The 19,033-nt window shown below is 72.6% G+C and carries 18 protein-coding genes and 1 pseudogene; 6 read left to right on the top strand and 13 right to left on the bottom strand.

The window, feature by feature from the left end; all coding sequences use genetic code 11:
* Nucleotides 1-42: 42 nt before the first annotated feature.
* From ACFHW1_RS17365 to ACFHW1_RS17345, 5 genes and pseudogenes are all read right to left on the bottom strand, one after another.
* Nucleotides 43-1,867, bottom strand: a pseudogene (locus tag ACFHW1_RS17365) (heavy metal translocating P-type ATPase).
* A gap of 424 nt (nucleotides 1,868-2,291) precedes the next feature.
* Nucleotides 2,292-2,960, bottom strand: a complete 669-nt coding sequence (locus ACFHW1_RS17360) for a DedA family protein (RefSeq protein ID WP_416554750.1) — start codon at nucleotides 2,958-2,960, stop codon at nucleotides 2,292-2,294.
* A 79-nt stretch (nucleotides 2,961-3,039) separates the two neighbouring features.
* Nucleotides 3,040-4,068 carry a LacI family DNA-binding transcriptional regulator gene (locus tag ACFHW1_RS17355; RefSeq protein ID WP_416554748.1) on the bottom strand — a complete coding sequence of 343 codons (1,029 nt, stop codon included), beginning with the start codon at nucleotides 4,066-4,068 and terminating at the stop codon, nucleotides 3,040-3,042.
* Between the two features lie 245 nt (nucleotides 4,069-4,313).
* Complete coding sequence (locus ACFHW1_RS17350; protein ID WP_416615718.1) at nucleotides 4,314-4,778, bottom strand: hypothetical protein; 465 nt, start codon at nucleotides 4,776-4,778, stop codon at nucleotides 4,314-4,316.
* On the bottom strand, nucleotides 4,771-5,139 hold the full coding sequence (locus tag ACFHW1_RS17345) for a hypothetical protein (protein ID WP_278167410.1): 369 nt from the start codon (nucleotides 5,137-5,139) through the stop codon (nucleotides 4,771-4,773). Before ACFHW1_RS17345 ends, ACFHW1_RS17350 begins: the two co-directional genes overlap by 8 nt.
* Nucleotides 5,140-5,339: 200 nt before the next feature.
* Between ACFHW1_RS17345 and ACFHW1_RS17340 the strand changes: the two genes are divergently transcribed.
* From ACFHW1_RS17340 to erm, 4 genes are all read left to right on the top strand, one after another.
* Nucleotides 5,340-6,023, top strand: a complete 684-nt coding sequence (locus ACFHW1_RS17340; RefSeq protein WP_416554746.1) for a hypothetical protein — start codon at nucleotides 5,340-5,342, stop codon at nucleotides 6,021-6,023.
* Nucleotides 6,024-6,051: 28 nt separating this feature from the next.
* On the top strand, nucleotides 6,052-6,972 hold the full coding sequence (locus tag ACFHW1_RS17335; RefSeq protein ID WP_416554744.1) for a Gfo/Idh/MocA family protein: 921 nt from the start codon (nucleotides 6,052-6,054) through the stop codon (nucleotides 6,970-6,972).
* Between the two features lie 28 nt (nucleotides 6,973-7,000).
* Nucleotides 7,001-7,129: a hypothetical protein gene (locus tag ACFHW1_RS17330; protein ID WP_416554742.1), complete on the top strand. Its 129-nt coding sequence runs from the start codon at nucleotides 7,001-7,003 to the stop codon at nucleotides 7,127-7,129.
* A gap of 207 nt (nucleotides 7,130-7,336) precedes the next feature.
* Nucleotides 7,337-8,206: an ErmE/ErmH/ErmO/ErmR family 23S rRNA (adenine(2058)-N(6))-methyltransferase gene (erm, locus tag ACFHW1_RS17325; RefSeq protein ID WP_416615716.1), complete on the top strand. Its 870-nt coding sequence runs from the start codon at nucleotides 7,337-7,339 to the stop codon at nucleotides 8,204-8,206.
* Nucleotides 8,207-8,215: 9 nt separating this feature from the next.
* Here the strand turns inward: erm and ACFHW1_RS17320 are convergent, their stop codons facing one another.
* Both ACFHW1_RS17320 and ACFHW1_RS17315 read right to left on the bottom strand, forming a co-directional pair.
* Entirely contained in the window at nucleotides 8,216-9,562 is a 1,347-nt protein-coding gene (locus ACFHW1_RS17320) for an Hsp70 family protein (protein WP_416554738.1), read from the bottom strand.
* Entirely contained in the window at nucleotides 9,555-11,633 is a 2,079-nt protein-coding gene (locus ACFHW1_RS17315) for an Hsp70 family protein (protein WP_416590962.1), read from the bottom strand. The genes ACFHW1_RS17320 and ACFHW1_RS17315 overlap by 8 nt, the downstream gene beginning before the upstream one ends.
* A gap of 382 nt (nucleotides 11,634-12,015) precedes the next feature.
* Between ACFHW1_RS17315 and ACFHW1_RS17310 the strand changes: the two genes are divergently transcribed.
* Together ACFHW1_RS17310 and ACFHW1_RS17305 are read left to right on the top strand one after the other, a co-directional pair.
* Nucleotides 12,016-12,606: a TMEM165/GDT1 family protein gene (locus ACFHW1_RS17310; protein ID WP_416554797.1), complete on the top strand. Its 591-nt coding sequence runs from the start codon at nucleotides 12,016-12,018 to the stop codon at nucleotides 12,604-12,606.
* A gap of 75 nt (nucleotides 12,607-12,681) precedes the next feature.
* On the top strand, nucleotides 12,682-13,074 hold the full coding sequence (locus ACFHW1_RS17305; RefSeq protein ID WP_416554734.1) for a cupin domain-containing protein: 393 nt from the start codon (nucleotides 12,682-12,684) through the stop codon (nucleotides 13,072-13,074).
* 46 nt (nucleotides 13,075-13,120) lie between these two features.
* Here ACFHW1_RS17305 and ACFHW1_RS17300 read toward each other — a convergent pair whose 3' ends face one another.
* From ACFHW1_RS17300 to ACFHW1_RS17275, 6 genes are read right to left on the bottom strand one after another with little or no spacing between them, the layout of a single operon-like run.
* Nucleotides 13,121-13,543 carry a hypothetical protein gene (locus ACFHW1_RS17300; protein WP_416554732.1) on the bottom strand — a complete coding sequence of 141 codons (423 nt, stop codon included), beginning with the start codon at nucleotides 13,541-13,543 and terminating at the stop codon, nucleotides 13,121-13,123.
* 21 nt (nucleotides 13,544-13,564) lie between these two features.
* Nucleotides 13,565-14,200: a GTP-binding protein gene (locus ACFHW1_RS17295; RefSeq protein WP_416554730.1), complete on the bottom strand. Its 636-nt coding sequence runs from the start codon at nucleotides 14,198-14,200 to the stop codon at nucleotides 13,565-13,567.
* Complete coding sequence (locus tag ACFHW1_RS17290) at nucleotides 14,178-14,690, bottom strand: DUF742 domain-containing protein (protein WP_416554728.1); 513 nt, start codon at nucleotides 14,688-14,690, stop codon at nucleotides 14,178-14,180. Before ACFHW1_RS17290 ends, ACFHW1_RS17295 begins: the two co-directional genes overlap by 23 nt.
* Complete coding sequence (locus ACFHW1_RS17285) at nucleotides 14,687-15,169, bottom strand: roadblock/LC7 domain-containing protein (RefSeq protein WP_416554726.1); 483 nt, start codon at nucleotides 15,167-15,169, stop codon at nucleotides 14,687-14,689. Before ACFHW1_RS17285 ends, ACFHW1_RS17290 begins: the two co-directional genes overlap by 4 nt.
* Nucleotides 15,166-17,799: a nitrate- and nitrite sensing domain-containing protein gene (locus ACFHW1_RS17280; protein WP_416554724.1), complete on the bottom strand. Its 2,634-nt coding sequence runs from the start codon at nucleotides 17,797-17,799 to the stop codon at nucleotides 15,166-15,168. The genes ACFHW1_RS17285 and ACFHW1_RS17280 overlap by 4 nt, the downstream gene beginning before the upstream one ends.
* The gene (locus ACFHW1_RS17275) at nucleotides 17,786-18,964 is read right to left on the bottom strand and encodes a hypothetical protein (protein ID WP_416554722.1); all 1,179 of its coding nucleotides are present in this window, start codon (nucleotides 18,962-18,964) and stop codon (nucleotides 17,786-17,788) included. The genes ACFHW1_RS17280 and ACFHW1_RS17275 overlap by 14 nt, the downstream gene beginning before the upstream one ends.
* Between the last annotated feature and the right edge of the window lie 69 nt (nucleotides 18,965-19,033).

The following is a 19,033-nucleotide window of genomic DNA, read 5'->3' as shown; positions in this document are numbered from 1 at the left end:
CAGCGGGTGGCCGGCCCGGACGACCGGGCCGGCCACCCGCCGCTACGGCTCGTCCGGGGCGAGCCGCACCCGGCGGAGCAGTTGCGCGTTGAGCGCGACCACGATGGTGGACGCGGACATCAGGATCGCCCCGACCGCCGGGCTCAACGTCAGCCCGGCCCAGGCCAGCACGCCGGCGGACCACCCCGGTGACCCCGCGCGGGTCGGACGAGGCGAGAACGACCCCGGCGGACTCGATCGCGACGTCGGTGCCGGCCCCAATCGCGATGCCGACGTCGGCTCGGGCCAGCGCCGGTGCGTCATTGACGCCGTCGCCGACCATCGCCACGGTCAGCCCCCGGGCCTGCAGGTCCGCCACCGTCTTGTCCTTGTCAGCGGGCAGCACCTCGGCGAAGACCTCGTCCACGCCGGGCCGGAAGCCGAGATCGGCGGCGACCGCCTCGGCGACCTGCCGGGCCTCGGGCCGGACCTCGTCGGCCAGCCCGATCGCACCGAGCACCTCGGCTCGGCCGCCGTCGAGCCGCAGCAGATGCAGCACGGCGGCACCACGCTGCGACCAGCCCACGGTCGTGGTGGTCAGCTCCGGCGGGACTGCGGCGTCGAGTTCGCCCAGCAGCGCCGGGCCGCCGACGGCATAGTGGGTGCCGTTCACGTTTGCCTGCACGCCCCGGCCGGTCAACGACCGGAAGTCGGTTGCGGCGCTCGTCGGACCGCGTCCGGTGGCGGCGGCCACGATGGCCCGGGCCAGTAGGTGCTCGCTGTCGGCCTCCACCGCCGCGGCCAGCCGCAGTACGTCGTGCTCGGTGCGCCCGGGGGCCGCCGCGACCCCGGTCACGGTGTGCGCGCCCCGGGTCAGGGTGCCGGTCTTGTCGAACAGCACCGCGTCGACGGTCCGCATCCGTTCCAGGGCCAGCCGGTTCTTGACCAGGATTCCGGCCTTGGCCGCCACGGCCGTCGACAACGCGATCACCAGGGGGATCGCCAGGCCCAGGGCGTGCGGGCAGGCGATCACCAGTACGGTGACCGTCCGTACCACGGAGTCGTTGAGGCTGCCAAACGCCCACCAGGCGCCGAAGGTCAGCACGGCGGCGGCCATCGCGGCGTAGAACAGCAGGGCGGCGAACCGGTCGGCGAGCATCTGGGCCCGGCCGCTCGATGCCTGGGCCTGTGCGACGAGGCGCTGAATGCCGGCCAGGGCGGTGTCCTCGCCGACGGCCTCGACCCGTACCCGGACAGCCGAGTCGGTCGCGACGGTGCCGGCAACCACCGGTGCACCGACGCGTCGGTGCACCGGCCGGGACTCTCCGGTGATCATCGACTCGTCCATCTCCGCCTCGCCGTCGGTGATCCGCCCGTCGGCGGGCACCCGGGCACCGGAGCGCACCAGCACCAGATCCCCGGCCCGCAGGTCGGCCGCCGTGACCTGCTGGACCTGCCCGTCGTCGGCGACCCGTTCCGCGTTGTCGGGCAGCAGCGCGGCCAGCGCGGACAGCGCCCCCTGTGCCTGGCCGATCGCCCTCATCTCCTGCCAGTGGCCGAGCAGCATGATCGTCACCAGCGCCGCCAGCTCCCACCAGAAGTCCAGGTCGAAGGCACCGAAGCTGGTGGCCAGCGAGGCCAGGTAGGCGACGGTGATAGCCATCGAGATCAGCAGCATCATGCCGGGTGCGCGGTCGCGGACCTCGCGTACCCCGCCGACCAGGAACGGCCAGCCGCCGTAGCAGAACACCACCGAGCCGAGCACCGGGCCGACCAGGGACATACCGGGAACATCCAGCGAGTAGCCGAACCAGTCCATCACCATGTGACTGGTGACCACGGCCGGTACGGTCAGCGCGAGACTCAGCCAGAACCTGCGGCGGAACATCTCCGGGTCGTGGCCGGTGTGCTCGTCGTGTCGGGTGCCGTCCGTTTCCACGTCACCACGATACCCCCCAGGGGTATTATCACCAGTAATGGGGTTTCATGAACCTCGTGGTCGGCCTGTGCCACAGTGGGTTGGACGGGAGGCCCGGCGGTGGTTACGCGTCGGCCGACACGGACGCCGCGACGATGTACGTTGATCCACCCAGCCGAGGGAGCCCTCATTGTCGTCAAACCGGCCCGGAGACAACCATGTAGGTTCCCTCGATGCCCGTGGTCATCCGACGCAGACACGTCCCCCGCGTAGCTCCGGGGAACCCAAGGTATCTCCTGGACGTCTACCTCGTCCCGACGGTGTCGCTCTGAGTCAAACTGGCCGGGGGCTTATCGGCACCGGCGACGGCTCGTCGGCCGAACCGTCCCTGGCATCAGGGCGACGGTCGGCGGCCAGCGGCAGCCCGACGGCGGCGACGCCGGACCTGGCCGACCACCCAGTAGACGACCAGCCCGCCGAGCAGTACGAGGACCGCCACGTCGAACCAGCGGCTGTACCGCTCGACCTGCTGCCACTGTGAACCGAGCGCGAACCCGGCACCGACGAACAGGGCGTTCCACACCCCGCTGCCCAGCGTGGTGAAGGCGCTGAACCGGGTCAACGGCATCCGGTCGGCGCCGGCCGGCACCGAGACCAGGCTCCGCACGACCGGCACCATCCGGCCGAACAGCACCGCCCACCGCCCGTACCGGTCGAACCACCGGTCGGCCTTGTCCAGGTCTTCCAGATCGACCAGCGGCACCCTGTCCAACCAGCGTCGCAGCCGTGCCTCGCCGATCGCCGCACCCAGCCAGTAGAGCAGCAACGCGCCGGCCAGCGAGCCGATCGTCGCCCCGACCCAGACCCCGACCAGATTCGCCCGGTCCTGGCTTGCCAGGTAGCCGGCCATCGCCAGCACCACCTCGCTGGGGATCGGCGGGACGACGCTCTCCAGCGCCACCAGCAGGCCGACCCCGAGCTCGCCCAGCCGGGCGATGACATCGGCCACCCAGCCGGTCAGCCCGCCGATCTGGTCCGGTGGGGTGTCGACGGTGACGGCCATGGCGCTCCCTGCGTCGAGGTAAGTCCATCGGATACCCGGCGGCCGACGGCGCTACACCTGCTCAACGACCGGCTACGCCTCACGTTGGGTCAACGACCGCTGACGGCCGGCGACGTACCGAGCTCTCCCGGACCTGCAGCTTGGTGGGCAGGGTGACGGTGGTCGCGGCCCGGTCGGGGTCGGCGATCCGCTCGATGAGCAGCTGGGCGGCGGTCTCGCCCAACTGGTACGTCGGCTGGGTCACGGTGGTCAACGCGGGCCGAACCAGATGTGCCCACGGCAGGTCGTCGAAGCCGACCACACCCATCTCCGCCGGCACCGCGATGCCCTGGTCGACCAGGTACTCCACCGCACCAACGGTCATCAGGTTGTTCGCCGCGAACAGCGCATCCGGTCGCGGTCGTAGCCGCAGCAGCTCCGTCATCGCCCGGTAGCCTCCGTCGGAGCGGAAATCGGCATGGCGGACCAGCTCCTCCTGGTACGGCTGCCCGGCATCGGCCAGTGCCCGCTGGTAGCCACCCAGCCGTCGGCAGGCGGTCCAGACGCCACGTCGCCCGGTGATGCAGGCGATCCGCCGGTAGCCCGAGTCGAGCAGGTGCGCGGTGGCCAGCCGGGCGCCGTGCTCGTTGTCCACCAGTACGGTGTCGATCCGGCTGCCGTGCAGCTGCCGGTCGACCACCACCACCACCACCGGCACCCGGGCGGCGGTGAGCTGCCCCAGATCGGCGGCCGGCCCGGACGGGGCGATGATTACCCCGGCGACCTGTTCGGCGAGGACGGCGTTCAGGTAGCGGCTTTCCTTGGCCGGATCCTCGTCGGTGTTGCACAGCACGACCGAGTAGCCGGCCTGCTGGGCGAGGTCCTCGACGCCGCGGACCAGGGCGGTGAAGAACGGGTTGCCGATGTCGCTGATCACCACCGCCCACAACGTGGTCCGGCTGCGGCGCAGATTACGGGCCACCGCGTTGGGCCGGTAGTCCAGCTCGCGCATCGCCCGCCGGACCCGGTCCGCCAGCGCGGGATCCACGTTGGTGTGGCCGTTGACGACCCGGGAGACGGTAGCCGGGGAGACCTCCGCTTTCCGCGCAACGTCGTAGATGGTCGCCATTGTTCATCGCCCTCTTCACTTGCTCCCGGCCCGAGGGTGCCGGTCACGGAACCCGGGACGATAATTACAGACCGGGTACGGAGCGCGATGGCCCAGCAGATCGGACACCCATGGCGTAGCGCATGCAGTCCGGCGCTGAGCTGCGACGCCGTGACCGTCCACTGTCGGGATACCGACACCAGTGAAGATTCCACAGCGGACATCTGCTGACCGGTGCCCGCACCAGCCCGAGCGCGGCGTACGAACTACGCCGTTGCGCCGGCGCCCGGATCGGCCGAGGCTCGGCCGCGGCGCAGCCAGAGAAGCCCGACGACCGGCAGCACCAGCGGGATGTAGCCGTAGCCGCTGCCAAAGCCCGACCAGACCGTCTCGTCCGGAAACGCCGCCGGCACCGCGAGACTCGCCGCGCCGATGCCGAGTACGCCGACCAGCTCCACCGTGCAGCAGCCGTACGCGATCCGCCGGCCGACCGGGCCATCGATGATCAGCCCGGCGGCCGCCACCAGGTACACCACCGCGGCGAAGGCGGAGAGCAGATACGCCACCGGCGCCTCGCCGAACCGGGTGGCGATCTGCACGCCGGCCCGGGACGAGGCGGCGATCGCGAAGAGGATGTAGACGCCGATCAGCACCCGTCCCGGCCCGCTGCGGGTCCGCGCCGTCCGGCCGGTGCGCGCCGTCCGGCCGTCCGTCGACGTCGGGTCAGCCACCGCCGACCGCCGTCCAGGTCTGCTGCAGCCGGACCACCAGCACCGGAATCACCAGGGCGAAGACGCCGACGGTCAACGAGCCCCACCGGGTCGGCTCCATCCGACCCAGCACCCCCGCCATCGGCGGCAGGCTGAGCGTGGTGATCAGGTAACCGGCGAAGACCGGTGGTTCACCGGGACGCTCCCCACCGACCAGCGCCACCACGGCGGCCACGGTCAGTGCGAGCAGGGCGACCTCGACCACCGCCAGCCCGCCGTACTGGATCAGACCCGGCGGCCGGTCCAACGCCGCGCAGAGCAGCGCCCAGCCGGCGACGGCCAGCGCGCCGACGATGACCACGGCGGCGATCGGCCCGTTCACCGCCGCACCACCGGCTCAGCTGCCACAGTCACGCCGAACACCATACTCACCAGCTACCCGACCCGCCGAGGTGCGCCCCCGCCGGTCGCCGAGGACCGGTAACCGGCGCTCCGATCCGCAGTGTTCGGACGGTGGCTGTCGGTATCAGCCGGAGTTTATAGTCAGTCCGGGACGGTCCGATCCACCCTGGGGAGGGTGTGGTGGTTGGCGTCGGCATCTGGGGCCTTCTGATCGCCAGCTGTCTCGTCCTGCTCGCCCTGCTCGCGCTGGCCGCGTTGGCCGCCCGTACGGCGGAGCACCCGGCCGACCGGCGGGCGCTGCGGGCCGAAGCCGACGAACTCGCCGCCGAGGCGCAGGCCATCGCCGTCGCGGCCGCCACCGCCCGGACCGCCGCCGACCAGCTGCGCGACCGGGCGGCCGCCGCCGAGCTGGCCCGCGACGACGCCTGGCAGCGCCAGGAGACCGCCGGCCGGGCCTATCAGCAGGCGATGCTCGCCGACCAGGAGGACCGGCCGGCGGCCGTCGTCACCGGTGCGCCGCTGCCCGCCGAGCACGGGCGCGATGTCAGCCGGGCCGCGCTCACCGCGTACCGCCGGGGCGACATCTCGGTGCAGCAACTGCGTACGGTGTGGCGGCGGGCCGGTGGCGCGTCGCCGGATCCGACGGCGGCCGGCCGAGCCGACCGGGCCGTCGACCGGCACCGCGTCCGCGACCAGGCGGCCCGCCGGGAGTACGACGTGGTCGCCGCCGCCGCGCGTCGGGCCACGGAAGCGGCCTATATCGCCGAGCTGAGTGCTGCCGGGCTGGCCGAGGAGGCGGCGGCCGCCGCAGCCGACGCAGAGGAGGCCCGCTACGTCGCGGACCGGGCCGAGCGGTCACACTGAACTCCGGTCGACGAAGGGAGACGCGGCGATGGCATTGCGGTTCGGTCTGTTCGGCACCGGGCACTGGGCGGCCGAGACCCACGCGGCCGGGCTCGCCACGCACCCCGGCGCGGAGCTGGTCGGGGTCTGGGGACGGGACCGGGCGAAGGTTACGGCGCTGGCGCAGCGGTATGGCGTCGCGCCGTACCAGGACGTGGACGCGCTGCTCGCCGACGTCGACGCGGTCGCCGTCGCCCTGCCGCCCGACGTGCAGGCAGGGATCGCGGTCCGCGCCGCCGACGCCGGCCGGCACCTGCTGCTGGACAAGCCGCTGGCGCTGACCCTGCCGGACGCCGACCGGATCGTCGCGGCGGTCGACCGGCGGGCCGTCGCCTCGGTGGTCTTCTTCACCAGCCGGTTCAACCCGGCCATGATCGACTTCATTGCCCGGCCGGCCAACGGTGCCTGGCACGGTGCCCGGGGAGCGCTGTTCGCGGCGATCTCCGAGCCCGGCAACCCGTATGGTGCCTCGCCCTGGCGGCGCACCTACGGCGGGCTGTGGGACATCGGCCCGCACGTGCTGTCGGTGGTGCTGCCGGTGCTCGGCCCGGTCGCCCGGGTCGCCGCGATGCCCGGCCCGGCCGGCGGGGTGCACCTGCTGCTGCAACATACCGGCGGGGCCACCAGCACGCTGTCGCTCAACTTGGACGGCCCGGTGGCGGCGAAGACCTTCGACGTCACGTTCTTCGGTGAGCCCGGAATCGTGCCGGTGCCGCACCGGGACGCGACCACCGGGCAGGCGTTCCACACGGCCGTCGACGCGCTGCTCGGGCAGGTCACCGCCGGCCGGGCCGGACACCCGTGCGACGTCCGGTTCGGCCGGCAGGTGGTGGCCGTCCTGGCCGCCGCCGACACCGCCCGGACCGAGCAGCGCACCGTCAACGTCCCGGCTGAAAAACCGGTCGCCTGAGCGATGCCCGCCGGTTAATCTGCCAGGCGTGTCGACCACCTTCCAGGCGCTGATCCTGACCGGCGGTACGCCGGCCGGGTGGTGCCCGTTGCTGACTGCCCGCCCGCGTGCCCGGCGTCCCGTCCTGGCCTGCGGTCAGTTCGCGCCCGGCAGTTGACCGGCAGTTGACCGGCACTCCGCCGGTCACCAGTGCTGCTGATTCCGATCCACCCGTCGGCCCGCCGACGGGTACCAGTCGCGCGCGAAGCACCCCGCCCCGGCCAGGGCGGTCCGAGTCCTGCCCTTTCTGGACCGGCCGCCGGACCGGCGGCCGGTCCGTGAACCGCCGAGCCGGCCCCTGCCGGCCGGCAGACTGGACCTGGCCGTGCCTCGCCCCCACCGCAAATCTGATCCGACACGCAGATCCGATCCGACGCGAAACCTCGACCCGACCCGGGTCGGTGCCGCCACCGGCGCCGACCGTACCCGTCGGGCCTTCTCCCAGACCTTTCTGCACGACCGGGCGGCCATCGACCGGGTGGTCCGGGCCGTACGGCCCACGCCCGGTGAGCTGACCATCGAGGTCGGTGCCGGCACCGGGCAGCTGACCCGGGTGCTCGCCCGGGTGCTCGCCCGGGTCGACGGCCGGCTCCTGGCGTACGAGGTCGATCCGGACCTCACCGCGCGCCTGGCCCGCCGGTGTGCCGATCTGCCGAACGTGACGCTGGCACCCGGCGACTTCCTGGCCGCCGGGCCGCCGGCCGAGCCGTTCGCGGTGGTCGGCAACATCCCGTACGCCGCCACCGCGCCGATCGTGCGGTGGTGCCTGCACGCGTCCCGGCTGCGCGCTGCCACCCTGGTGACCCAATTGGAGTACCCCCGCAAACGCACCGGCGACTACGGTCGATGGAGTCTGCTCACCGTCCGCACCTGGCCGGAGTTCGACTGGCGGCTGGCCGGCCAGCTGCCGCGCACCGCGTTCCGGCCGGTACCCGGGGTGGACGCCGGCATCCTGCGGCTGACTCGCCGCCCGGTGCCGTTGGTGCCGCCCGCCGCGACACCGGCGTACCAACGGCTGGTCGAGCTCGGGTTCAGCGGTGTCGGCGGTTCGGTGGCGGCGTCGCTGCGGCGTGGCTTTCCCGTCCGCCGCGTCGACGCGGCGTTGCGGGCCACCCGGATCCCGGTCGACGCCCTGGCCGGCGAGATTTGGCCGGAGCAGTGGCTCACCCTGTTCCGGCTGATCACCGCCCGCTGACCCGTCGCCTCAGCCGGTGGCCAGCGCCAGCCACTGGTGGCTGGTGACCTCGGCGCTGGGCGGCACCAGCAGCCGGTCGAGTGTGCCCGGCGTCGCGGCCACCAGATCCCACAGCGCGCCGCCGGGCAGCCGGACCCGGGCCAGCGGGGTTCCCGCCGGATACGGCTGGCCCGGCACCACCAGCCAGCGATGCAGCCGCGCGGACCCGCCCGGGATGCCGAACGACAGCGGAACCATTGCGGTGGTCTCCGTCGACGCGCGGATGGTCCGTGGGCCACTGCGCGGCAGCCACCGGGCGGCACCGTGCACGGTCGCCAGCTCCGGCTCCTCCACCTGACGCAGCGGGCGCTGGAAGGCGTCGTGTACCGCCTGCGCCACGGCAGGCATCCGGGCCCCGCCGCCGACCAGCAGCACCGATCCGATGCTTGCCGGTGGCACCCCGACGGCGGCCAGCATCTGCCGGCAGCAGGCGATCGTGCGGGCCAGCAGCGGGGCCACCAGCTGCGCCAGGTCCGCTCGGGTCAGCCGGTACGCCGGGGTGTCCGGCAGCAGGAAGTCCTCCACCGCCGGGGTGTCACTGAGCTGGTGCTTGATTCGGTTCGCGAAGTCGGTGACCGCCATGCCGAGCCGCAACGTGGCCGGGGCGGACTGGCTGGCTGCGGCACTGGCCAGCAGCGGCGCCAGCCACTGCTGGCCGTCGGCGTGGATCCGTCCGGCCAGCAGCGCGTCGATGTCCCGGCCGCCGCAGTCGTCGATCGCCGCGTGTCCGAGCACCTCGTGCCAGCGTTCGTCGATGCGCACCAGTGCCGTGTCGAAGGTGCCTCCGCCCAGGTCGTAGACCAGCACCAGCTCGCCGGGGACCGGCGGTGGGCCGGCGACCGGGGCGAACGCGGCCGCGACCGGCTCCGGCAGCAGCTCGACCGGGCCGAGACCGGCCGCTTCGGCTGCGGCGATCATCTGCGCGCGGCGCGGGTCGTCCGGGCCGTACGACGCCGGAACCGTCACCACCGTCCGGTGCACCGGGGCGCCGTTTCGCCGCTCGGCCTCCGCCCGCAGCGCGGTCAGCACCGCCGCGACCTGCTCGATCGGCCGGAACCGGCGATCCCCGAGCGTCATCGGCACATCGGCGGCCATGCCGCGTTTGAACTCGGCGGCGTACGCGGTCGGCTCGGACCGCTTCCGCCGCTCCGCCAACGCGCCGACGATCATGCTCTGGCCGTCCCAGTGCACCGCCGACGGCCAGGTCGGCGCGCCGGTGACCGGGTCCGGTACCAGCTCACCGGTCTCACCGGTGACCACCATCGCGGCGGAGGAGGAGGTGCCGAAGTCGACCACCAGGACGGGCTGGTCAGACATCCCAGACATCGATCAGGCTCCGCTCGTTGGACTCCCAGTTGGCCAGCAGGTGCCGGCTGTCGGCGCTGAACCCGACCCGGACCCGCTGCCCGGTGCCACCCAGCACCCGGAACAGCTCCTGCCCGGTCGACGTGTCCTGCAGGACCACCGCGGCGATGCCGTCGAGCGCGCCGGCGACTGCGGCCCGCAGTTGCCCGTCGGCGCTGACCACAGCCGTGCCGAACCCTTCCCGCCGGCTGTGCTCGGCGAACTCCGGCATCCGCTGCTTCCACCGGTCGTCGGTGATCCGGTCGATCTGGCTGCCGGTACGCAGGTCCCACAGGGTCGTCACGGTGCGCCGGTACCGGCCTACCGCCTTCGCCCGGCCCTCGGCCGCTGCCCGCCACCCGGTTTCGTCGATCAGCACCCGGTGCGGCTCGCCCGGATCGCGGAACCGGGCGCTGAGCTTGCCGGTCTCGATATCCCACACCGAGATGAACCCGTCCGTGGCCCAGGCCACCACCGCCAGCCGGCCGTCCGGGTCGACGAACACCCGGCCGGTCGGCTGTGCGCCGGCGGTGTGCTCCGGGCGGAACTCGGCGCGGACCGTGTCGTCGGCGATCGCCCGGAGCCGGACCAGCCGGGCCGCCGGGTCGCACTCCACCAGATGCTCGCGGTCCGGGGTGAGCAGCCAGCTCCCGGTGGACTCCAGGTGCCGCCGCCGGGGCGGCGGCTGGCGCTGCAGGGCCACCGCGTCCTTCGCGGTGGCCACCACCAGGACCGGGCCGACCAGGTCGCCCGGGTACGCCTGCTGGCCCAACTGCCGGCCGTGCTGGGCGGCGGTGAGCTCGAAGACCCGCTCGTCGGGGGTACGGATGTGGGCGAGTACCGCCCCGGCCGGGTAGGGCTCGCCCGGCGGCACGCACCAGCGCAGCAGCCGGGCCCGACCGCCCGGGATCTCCCACGAGGTTGGCTCGGTGCGCCACCGCTGAGGCTCGGCGGTGACGGTGCGCCCGCTGGCGCCGGCCGCGAACCGGGCCGTGCCGCGCAGCACCGCCAGCTCCGGGTCCGAACCGCAGCGCAGCGGCCCCGGCGACCCGGCGTCGATGATGCCGAGGCCGGCCCGCAACGTGGTGTGCACCGCCGGCAGGTAGGCGTTGCCGCCGGCGACGACCACCGCGGCCAGGTCGGCCGGTGCGGCGCCGACCGCGCCCAGCACACCTGCGGCGCCCTCCACCAGCCAGCGCAACGCCGGTTCGGCGAACGCGTCCAGCCAGGCCCGGGTCAGCCGGTACGGCGGGGTGAGCGGGGTGAGGTGATCGACCACCTCGTCGGCGTTGACCAGTTGGTGCTTGAGCCGGCGGGCGAAGTCGATTGCCTCGTGGTAGGCGCGCAGCCCGGCGTCACCGGGTGCGGCGAGCATCGGCTCCAGCCAGGCCCGCCCCTCGGTACGCAGGTCGTTGATGAGCAGCGCGTCGAGCTCCTGCCCGGCCGGGCTGGTCTGCTGAGCGAGCTGGACGGTGTGGCTGCCGTACACCTGCACCAGCGCGACGGTCCAGGTCGCGCCGAGGTCACAGACCAGCACCAGCGCGCCGGCCGGCAGGTTGTCGCCGGTCGTCGGGTCCAGCGCCGCCGCCACCGCGCTGTCGATCAGCTCGACGTCGCGGAACCCGGCGGCCGCACCGATGGCGAGCATCGTGTCCCGACGGGGATCGCCGGGCAGGTAGTCCGCCGGCACCGACAGGGTCAGCCGGTCGATCTGGCCGCCGTACAGTTGGCGAACCTCATTGGCGACCACGGTGAGGTACGCGGTGAGCGCCTCGGCGCCGGTGACCTCCCGGTGTTCCAGCCGCATGGCCGCCTGGGCGTCGACGGCCCGGCGTGGCCCGTCGATGTACCGCCGCGGCATGGCCCGCTTACGTACCTCGGACGGAGTGCCGACCAGGAATCCCTCGTCCGCCAGACACACCGACGACGGCCAGCTGGTCGCTCCGCTGGCCGGTTCCTTGACCAGGGTCGTCTGGTCCGCGACGACCAGCGCCACCCGGGTGCCCGAGGTGCCGACATCAACCACCAGGATTGGCTCGGTCATGTTCCCGCCCTCACCACAGCAGTTCGGCGATTGATCGTCCTGAAAGTTCCGGGACAGTGTCCGTTAGCGCCGCCGTCACGTCCACCCTGGGGCGATGCGCGCGGTACGCCACGGACAGGGGTGAACGTAACGGAAACTGGTCGCGTTGGTGGACCCGCCCCCGTGTGTTCGGTCACCAACCGCGATCGTCGCTGCTGGAACCGCTAGACTCGGCGACTGCGAAGGGGAGTAGCTCCCAACATCGCGGTCGACACACTGGTGCTGCGCACCCGGCCGCGACGACCCGGCGGTACGTCGGGTGGGCGAGACCTTCGACCCAGGCTGCAGTAGCCGGGTCGAGGTCCGCGTGCCACGATCCGGCCCCGACCGGATGAGAGGCACCATGGACGGCTTCCTTGCCGCGACCGCGATCAGCTTCGGCGTGATCTTCATCGCCGAGCTGGGCGACAAGTCACAGCTGATGGCGTTGACCTTCGCCACCCGATTCAGGACCTGGCCGGTGCTGATCGGCATCACCGCGGCCACCGCCGTCGTGCACCTGGTGTCGGTCGCCCTCGGGTACGGCCTCGGCGTGGCCCTGCCCACCGGCTGGATCGCGCTGGCCGCCGCGCTGGCGTTCATCGGGTTCGGCTTCTGGACACTGCGCGGCGACACCCTCACCGACGAGGAGTCCCGCCGGGCGCAGCGGACCACCAGGACAGCGGTGATCGCCGTGTTCACCGCCTTCTTCCTGGCCGAGCTGGGGGACAAGACGATGCTGGCGACGATCACGTTGGCCACCCGGCACGGTTGGTTCGGCACCTGGCTCGGCTCCACGCTCGGCATGGTCGCGGCAGACGCGCTGGCCATCGTGGTCGGCCGGCTGCTCGGCCGGCGGCTTCCCGAACGGGTGATCGCGTACGGGGCGGCAGCGCTGTTTTTCGCGTTCGGCTGCTGGCTGCTGGTCGAGGCGGTCGTCGAACTGGCCGGCTGACCCGGCGCCCGTCGATGTCGGCCGTGCGCACAGCAACACGCGTACCGACGGCCGGTCCTGGGTACGTTGAGCGGTATGCAGCACTTCACGATCGCCACCGTCGCTGAGCAGAGCCCCGATTTCCGCCGGGTGCTCTGGACCGGTGAGCACTCCCAGCTTGTGATCATGACCGTTCCGCCAGGCGGCGAGATCGGCGAGGAGGTCCATGCGGACATCGACCAGATCCTCACCTTCGTCAGCGGTGTCGGCGAAGCGCTGGTGGCCGGCGAGCGGCAGGCCGTCGCCGCCGGTGATCTGGTCGCCGTGCCGGCCGGCACCAAGCACAACTTCGTCAACACCGGCCCCAACCCACTGGTGCTCTACACCGTCTACGGTCCGCCGGAGCACACCGACGGAGCGGTGCACCACACCAAGGAGGAGGCGGACGCGGCGGAGGCGTCCGGCCAGGACGAGCCGCCCACGTCGTGACGGCGGCCTCCGCCGTACACCTCGGCTATCCGGCGACGCGGCCGGTTCAGCCCTCCGTCGCCCCGTTGAGCAGTGACGGATCGCGTCGGATCAGCTCTGCCAGGCGGGCCGCCGGACCGTCCTGGGCGGGCTGTCCGCGCGGCGGCCATTCCGGTGGGCGCCCGGCGGTCGGCACCCCGGGCGCCGCCGGGTCGCCGGACGGCGGGTTCGGCCCCGCCGCAGGCGTACCGCCGTCGACCGTCACCTGCACCCGGCCGTCCCGGTTGCCGACGGTGAGCTGCACGGCCTGACCGCCGTCGGTGAGGTGGACCGTCGCGGTCAACCCAGGGTGGCGCTCGACCACCTGCCGGACCGCCGCGGCGATCTCGTGCGCCGCCGACGCCGTCCGGTCGTTGCCCTGACTGACCCGCTTCTGCAACTGGTCGCGTCGGGCGAGCCGGGCGAGCGCGTCGTCCAGGTCACCACGCATCTGTCCTCCTCTGCTACCACCTCAGGATGGCTGACTCCGTACCGCTCGGTCCAGCGCCCGGTCCAGGACCACCAGCAGCGCGTCCCGGACCGACAGTCGGTCGCGGGCGTCGTACGCGACGACCGGAACGGCCGGGCCGGTCGCCAACGCCCACCTAACCTCGTCAATGCTATGACCAAGGCGGCCGTGGAAGGTATTTACTCCCACCACGAACGGCAGCCCGGCCCGCTCGAAGTAGTCGACGGCGGGATAGCAGTCGTCCAGGCGTGAGCTGTCCACCACGACCAGTGCGCCCAACGCCCCCCGGGCCAGGTCGTCCCACATGAACCCGAAACGGGTCTGACCCGGGGTGCCGAACAGGTACAGCTTCAGACTTCGGTCGATCGTGACACAGCCGAAGTCCATCGCGACGGTCGTGGTGGTCTTGCCGGACTCCGAGCCGGGGTCATCGACTCCGACGGAGACGGTGGTCATCTCCGCCTCGGTGGTCAGCGGGGCGATCTCGGAGATGGCCCCTACGGTGGTGGTCTTGCCGACCCCGAAGCCACCCGCCACGACGATCTTGACCGGGATCGGCGCGGTCCGGGGTGCGGCCCGGTGCCGGGCTGTCGGGGGCGGTCCGGCGGTCGGACGGTCAGGAGATGGCACGTAGTCCACGGATCACTCGCAGGATGGTGTCGGCATCGGCAGGGGCGTCGACGTCGGGTACGTGGACGTCGAGATGGGCGGAGGCGCGGAGGTCACCGACGAGCACCCGGGTCACCCCCAGGTGCAGCCCCAGCCGGGCGGACAGTTCCGCGACGGAGATCGGGTCGGCGGCGAGCGCGATGATCGCCCGCAGCTCAGGGGCCAGGCCGGCTCCCGAGGGGCCGGGGCCGAACAGGTCCGGTGCCCGGGCGGTCACCTGCGTCTCCAGGTTGATGTCCGGGTCCGCCCCGGTGACCCGACCGGCGGTCAGCACGAACGGCCGCAGCGTCGTTGGCGCGGTGTCGCCGTCCGACCGGTCCGGCCCGCCGCCATCGGACTTGCCGACACCGGGCGAAGCCCCACCCGCCGGGGCGTCACCCGCCGGCGGGGTACGCAGGTAGGGGCGGATCCGCGGCTGCGGATCGACCGGCTCGTCCGCCCCGTACGGCGGTCGGGTCACGACTGGACGGAGTTCTTCAACTCGGCGATCAGCCGGGGAGTGAGCGGGCCGCCGGCGCGCCCGGCGAACAGGGTCATCTCGTAGGCGACGGTGCCAAGGCTGGCCGAGCGGTCGGCGATCACCCCCAGCACCGATCCGGAACTGATCGAGCTGACCAGCAGGTAGCCGTCGGCCATGTCGACCACCACCCGGTTCAGCGTGCCGAGTGAGTACCAGTTCGCCGCGCCACCGGCCAGGCTGGTCATGCCGGACACCACCGCCGCCAGCCGCTCGGCGTTGGCCCGGTCCTGAATTCCGGACATGGCCATCAGCAGCCCGTCAGAGGAGACCGCGATGGTCTCACGGACACCGGCTGTGCTGGAGGTGAACGAGTCCAGCAACCAGTTGAAGGTCTGCGCTTCGGCGCTCAGCGAGCCGTTGCCGTTGCCGGCCGGGGTCGTCGGGCGTTCCGCGGTGTCCGGCGTGTAGGGACTGTTCATCCGTCGGTTCCTTTGCTGCCGTGCTGAAAGGTGGTGGTGATCTCGGTGAGCGCGCGCTGAACGCCCGTCTCAAACTCGTCCAGGGACTCCTTGGCCCGCTGCGGGTCCGGTGGCCAGGACTGGCTGTTGCCGGCGGTTGCGCTGGCCGGGGGCGGGTCGGGCAGGCTCGCCCCGGGCACCCGCTGAGTGAGGCGGTCCGACCTGGCGACCGCCGGGTCCTGCGCAACCGCTTGCTGTGCCCGCCGTACCCCGGCCTCGAATTCCTCCAGCAGCGCTCGTGCGGCGACCGGGTCGGCCGGTGCGTCGCTGAGCGCCGCCGGTCCGCCGCCGACCGGATGCTGGGCGCCGGGAACGCGCTGCCGCAGCGGTCCACGTCCCACCGGCTCGGCGGCGGGCGCCGCCGCCGGCTGGTCCGGTGCCCCGGCCGCTTCGGCCGTCGTGCCGAACGCGTTCCACGGGGTTCCGGTGCCGAGCGACCGGGTGGCCCGCTGCACCGCTGACGAGTCGAAGCCGGCGCCGGAGCCGTTTGGTGTGCCGGTGCGGACGCTGGCCCGCGCGACGGTCCGTTCCGGTCGGGGCTCGCTGGCGGTTGCCGGCGGCGCGGCCGCCGGACTGTCCCCGGACGGTCCGTCCGGGGCGGTGCCGATCAACACCGCATCGGCCGGGACCGTGCCGGGTATCGGCGCGACGGTGGGCGCGACCGCTGGCGACCGGCTGGCGGAACCGGTGGCCATGGCCGGTCCAGGGGTGCCGGTGGCCGGCACGATCAGATTGGGTCCCAGGTCGACCGTGACCGTGACCCCACCGCCCGGCGTGGCGGTCAGTTCGACGTTCATCGCATGCCGGCGGGCGAGTCGGCCGACCACGAACAGGCCGAGGACCTCGGTCGGTACCAGGTCGAGCCGTTCCCGTCGGGTCAGCCGGGCGTTCTCCTCGGCCAGTCGTGCCGGAGACAGCCCGAGCCCACGGTCGGAGACGCTGACCCGCAGACCGTCATCGAGCGGCCCGGCGGTCACGGTCACCCGGGTGTGCGGTGGCGAGAAGACGGTGCCGTTCTCCATCAGCTCGGCCAGCAGCAGCACCATGTCGGCGATGACCGACGGCTGGAGGGCGTACCCGGCTGGTGCCTGTACGTCGACCCGGGTGTAGTCCTCGATCTCGCCGAGAGCGAGTCGGATGACGTCGGAGATCGGCAGTGGGGCCATGTGCTCCTCGGCGCCGGTCGCGCCGGAGAGCACCACCAGGCTGCCGGCGTTGCGCCGCAGCCGGCTGGAGACGTGGTCGAGCCGGTAGAGGTGCTGCAGCCGGCGCGGGTCGGTCTCCTCCCGCTCCAGCCGGTCGATGATCGACAACTGGCGGCCCACCAGGTTCTGCGTCCGCCGTCCGACGTGGCCGAACATCTGCGCCACGTTGCGTCGGCTCGACACCTGTCGTTCGACGAGCCGGGCGGCGGTCTGCTGCACCCGTTCGAAGGCGCGGGCCAGGTCGCCGATCTCGTCGGTGGCGGAAACCTCGACCGGGTCGAGGTGCACCGGGTCGGGGCGTTCCGATTCGTCATCGGCCACCCGGACCAGCTCCGCCTCGGCGATCCGGGCGACCCGGTCGGCCGAGGAGGTGAGCCTGGCCAGCGGCTGGGCGACCGACCGGGCCACGTACAGACTCAACGCGACGACCGCCAGCAGGACCAGCAGCGCACCGGCCACCACGCCGTACGCGATGAAGAGGATCTGTTCCTGCCGCCGGGTCACGTCGACCGTGACGTCGATAACGATCTTGCGTTCGACGAACCGGCCGAGGGCGATCAGCGACTCCAGGGCCGGGAACAGCGTGGTTACGGACAGGCCGGCCAACGCCTGGGTCGGGTCGACTGGGAAGCCGTCCTGCGCGCCGGCCTGGGAGGTGGCGGTGAACCCGCTGCCGAGCCGCTGGTCGAGCGCCTCCTCGACCAGGCTGTAGAGGGCCACCTGGTCGGCGGTGGCGAATCGGCTGAACCGAGCGGCGTTCTCCTGCGCGGCGACCAGGCTCATCGCGTACCGGGTGGCGGACTGCGGATCGCGGGATCCGACCACCAGCAGCATGTGAGCCGCTCCGGCGCTGATCGCGGCATCCAGCCGCAGCGCGGCGTCCAACGCTACGATCTGGCGTCCCTCCGGGGTGGCGACGTCGGCCGAGTCGACCAGCTTCAACCCGTCGATCAACCGCTCGATGAGATCGCCGTACGTGGCCATCACCTGATCGCTGGTTGCCGTGCGGTCGCGTACCGCGGACCGGACCTCGGCGAGGTCGTCGACACTGTTGACCGCTGCGGTCAGTTCGGTGCCGAGGTGGTCCCCCAGCTCCGCCCGGATGTCGGCGACCCGGTCGGTGACGGTTGCCTCCTGCAACACCAGTCGGGACCGATCCACGCTGTCCAGCAGGTAGCCGATCGCCAGCAGACGTTCCTGCTGCAGGTCCTGGGCGAGCGAGCCGATCTGGCCACCGGTCTGCACGGTACGGACCGTGTCGGCGGCTCGGCCGGCCAGCGCGGCGCGGTCGATCACGATCGGCACTGTCAGGGCAGCGACCGCGATCAGCGGGATCATGACCAGCAGGGCCAGCTTTCCCCGGATCCGTAGCCTATCGAGCAGCAACGGTCGGCCCCCATCGTCCGGTGCCCGGGTCGGCGGTGCCGGCGGGTGCGCCACCGTGCGCCGTCGGGTCGAGTTCCGGCCAGCGGGTCTGCTGGTCCGCCGCGTCCGGACGGGGCTCGGCCGGTCCCGGCGGGTGACCGGTCCCGGCGTGGCCGGCCGCACCGGTGCCGGGCTGGCCGGCGGTCGACGCGGGCTGGCCGAGGTAGGCGATGACCATCGGGGCTACGGCCAGGGCGAAGGCCACCACCAGGGCGCCGGCCGAGACCCACTGGCCGCGTTGCAGGGTGCTGATCCGGTCGGTGATCAGATTGTCCAGCTCGGCCAGCATGGTGCCGGTGAGTTCGGCCGCTGCAACCTGGGCATCGCCGCGAAGCCCGATGAGCGGACCCAGGTCGGGCAGCGCTGCCCCGCCGCCCGGTGCCGCGGACCCGTCCTCCGAAACGACATCTGCGGGTTTCAGCGCGGCGGCGGCAGCGGCAATGGTGTCCATGCTGCGCCGGAATCGGTCGACCTGGGTGAGCAGGTTGCTGCTCATCGTCCGGCTGTCGGTGCTCTCCACCGCGGCTTGGACGTTGTCGGCCAGGTCGCCGGCGGGAGAGAGCACGTCGCCGGCCGCGCTGATCAGCTCGACCAACGCCAGTGGCTGGTCCTGCGCCGGCCGGGTCGGCAGCAGCACGGCGAGATCCGCGAAGCGTCCGGTGGCGACGATCGCCTCCGGCAACTCCTCGGCCGCACCGTCCTGCAGGTGGTAGGCGTCGCCTTCCGGGTCGCGCGTCAGGTTCGAGCTCTCCCGGATTCGGTCGTACTGGGCCAGCAGCAGGTCGGTGGCCTGGCGGTACGAGTCGAAGGCTTCGGCCGGCCGGCTGAACTGCCGGTCCGACAGGGATTCCACGGCGGAGCGCAGCGTCGCCCACCGTTGCTGGGCCCGTAGTGACGCACCGATCCGCTGGTCGACCTCGGTGACCGCGTCGAGAGCCCGAAGCAGCGCCTCGTCGTTGACCGGCTGACCGGCGACGGCCGCTGACTGTGCGTCGACCAGGGCCACGGTCAACTCGTTCAGCGCGCTGAGATACGCCACGCCCTCGCGTTCGCGTTCGGCGAAGGCGATGTCCGCCGAGGTGCCGCGCCACAGCTGCGTGAACAGCACGCAGACGGGTACGAGCATCAATACGGTGATGGCTGATCGGAGCAGTGCTCCGTCGAGCCATCGCTTGCGGCGTACGGCGTCCTGTGC

It is taken from the genome of Micromonospora sp. LOL_014, from assembly GCF_048060245.1.
Classification (GTDB): domain Bacteria; phylum Actinomycetota; class Actinomycetes; order Mycobacteriales; family Micromonosporaceae; genus Micromonospora_E.
This window is presented reverse-complemented; position numbering and strand designations above follow the sequence as displayed.